The sequence below is a fragment of the Mesorhizobium sp. M2A.F.Ca.ET.037.01.1.1 genome, assembly GCF_003998075.1.
Taxonomy (GTDB): domain Bacteria; phylum Pseudomonadota; class Alphaproteobacteria; order Rhizobiales; family Rhizobiaceae; genus Mesorhizobium.
In genome coordinates, this window is the sequence record NZ_RZSA01000937.1 from 1 (window position 1) to 2526 (window position 2526).

General features: G+C 60.1%; 3 protein-coding genes. All 3 read right to left on the reverse strand.

Going from position 1 to position 2526, the window contains the following annotated elements:
- Window positions 1–342 (reverse strand): aminotransferase class IV (locus EOA27_RS31595; RefSeq protein WP_189562175.1); only part of this gene is annotated, 342 nt, incomplete at its 3' end.
- Between the two features lie 210 nt (window positions 343–552).
- Window positions 553–2103 (reverse strand): ABC transporter substrate-binding protein, encoded by a 1551-nt coding sequence (locus EOA27_RS31600; RefSeq protein WP_245491217.1) that lies wholly within the window; start codon window positions 2101–2103, stop codon window positions 553–555.
- Window positions 2104–2191: 88 nt separating this feature from the next.
- On the reverse strand, window positions 2192–2526 hold a 335-nt coding region (locus tag EOA27_RS31605), incomplete at its 5' end, for a transketolase C-terminal domain-containing protein (protein WP_281059499.1).

Consider the following 2526-nt stretch of genomic DNA (forward strand, 5'->3'; position numbering starts at 1 on the left):
GACATAGGCGTCGCGGATGCCGCTCCTGGCCGCCATCTCCACCAGCTTCTGCCGGATCCCGTGGCGATCGAGCGAGCTGCGCAGCCGCAGCTGTTTGAGGCTGCGCTCGAAACGGTCGAGATGATCGTCGAGCCGGAAGAAGCGGCCGTCCCAGATCGAGGGCACGTCATAGGTCAGATCGGAATGGAGAAATCCCTGATCGAGAATGGGGATGCGGGCTTCGTGGATCGGATAAAGCTCACCCTCGACATAGGCGACCCCCCTCGCGAAAGGATTGTCACTGGCCTCGAGTTCGGCAACTCGCTTTCGGTAGCCGTCGAAAATGAAGTCGGTGTATGCCACGGTAATCTCCACATCAGTCGATTTCGACTATCAAAAGGCGATCAAGGCATCGATCTGTGAACAAGGGGGCGAATCCGCTGTTACGATGGTGCCAGGAAAGCAACTGGGTGGTCAGGGGGCCCGCCCACCACGGCAGTCCGGAAGGTTCGGCCGAACGGAACTGTATCCGCGAGGCGCATCAAACGCCTCGCGGATACGTGAATTTCGTGCTCAGTCGTCGAGCGTGATCTCATAGAGCGGAACGTTGGAAGCCGGCGAGTTGCGGACGCCATGCACCTTGCTGCCGTAAGCCAGGATCGTGTTTGGGCTGATCATCGGAACGATGATGTTCTGCGCTTTGATCTTCTCGCCGATGTCAAAGTAGATCTTCTCCGCTTTGTCCGGCGCCGACTTAAGCGCTTCCGCCAGCATGGTCTTGGATTCAGGCAGGACGAAGGACGGGTCGGTCGCGGCACCGGCGCGCTTGGCCCAGGGCGTATCCGGGGCAAGGCCAAAGTAGTTCACATACTGGGAAGTGCCGTAGAAGTCGGGGGCAAAGAAGACGAAGGTGATCGGAATGTGGTCCTTCGTCGCGGCCTCTCGCCAGTTCGGGAACTCGACAGGCTTGAGCTCCAGCTTGATGTTCACGGCCGCCAGATCCTGCTGGATCTTCTGCATGGCCAGCGTGAAATCAACGCCGTAGACGTTGAGCTTCGGGTAGGTCGCCTCGAGTGTAAATCCGTCGGCGTGCCCTGCCTTGGTCAGTAATTCCTTTGCCTTGTCAGGACTGTATTCCGGAATTGAATGTCCGGCCCCGCCCGGGAAATCCAGCGGGAAGGGCACCGAGATCAGCCTACCATTGCCTTCGCCGAGCGTAAAGTCGACAAGCGATTTGCGATCGATGGCGAGCGAGATGGCTTCACGGATGTCGGCAGTGATCGGGAACGGGTTGGCGACCGCGCCGGAGCTGATGGCGAGATAGACGAAGTTGTTGGACGGAGCCGACTCCGTCTTCACATTCGGACCGGTGAGCGTCTTGGCCGTTTCCGGATCGATGTTCATGGCGACATCGGCCTGTCCGCTTTGCAGAAGCTGCGCCTGGGCCACGGCATCACCGACCTGACGGATGACGATCTCGTCGACCTTCGCCGGCTCGCGCCAGTATTTTTCGTTCCTCTTCAACCTAAGCTCCGCCCCCGGCTGGTAAGATTCGAGCACGAATGGGCCGGCGCCGGCCGAATGCGCGAGGAACCACGGTTCGGCCTGGTCGGACTGCGCCGCGTCAGCCGCCGCCGTGGCCTTGCCTTCCGACTGGGCGACGTCGCTGTTGACGACGCCGAAATAGCTCGCCGCCAGAACGTTCAGCAGTTCGGAGTTGGGCTCGGCGGTCTTGACCACGACGGTTTCGGCGTCGGGAGTCTCGATGGATGAAATGCTGGCGGCGAGGTCGGAGGGGCTGCCCTTGATATTCTTCAGTCGCTCCCACGACCATTTCACGTCCTTGGCCTCGACCTTGGAACCGTCGGAGAAGGTCGCCTTGGGATTAAGCTTGAAGGTGAACACCGTCTGGTCGTCGTTGACTGTCCAGCTCTCGGCGATCACTGGCACAAGCTTGTTGTCCTTGTCCAACGCCAGCAACCCGTCATAGACGGCCGCATTGTAGATCATGCAGGTGTCGCACCAGCTCCTGTCGATATCGAGCGAGTTGACGTCCATGTCGCGGGCGATGACCAGCGTCTTGGCTTCAGCCGGCATTGCCGTGGCTGCAAGGCCGCCAAGCATCGTCGCTGCCGCAAGATTCTTCCAATGTCTCGAAATGCGATTGAAGTTCCCCAGTCTCATTATCATGCTCCTTCTGGCATTTTTCAGTTCAGGCACTTTGGGCAAGCAACTCCATCGCCTCGCGCAACCTCTCGGCGGATCCCAGCGCGGCTCTGTTCAAGACGGCCGACACAACGGGCGCCGAAAGGCTGCCGGTGACGTGGAGTATTTCGTGGTCGAGGTCGTCGAAGGCGCGTGCCTGGATCTCGGCGATCCAATGGCGGCCAAGCGAAAGGCCGCTCGCGACCTGTTCGACGATGATGACCCGGTTTGTCTTGGCAATGGACGACAGCACGAGAGGCCAGTCGGTCGTGAGCTGACCGATGCTGCGCATGTCGATGATCTCGGCGTCGATGCCGGTTTCCTCCGCGACCTTCACTGCGG

Excerpts from the sequence above, each read along its gene's own strand:
- EOA27_RS31600 (WP_245491217.1), bottom strand. The coding sequence starts at position 2,103 with ATGCTTGGCGGCCTTGCAGCCACGGCAATGCCGGCTGAAGCCAAGACG.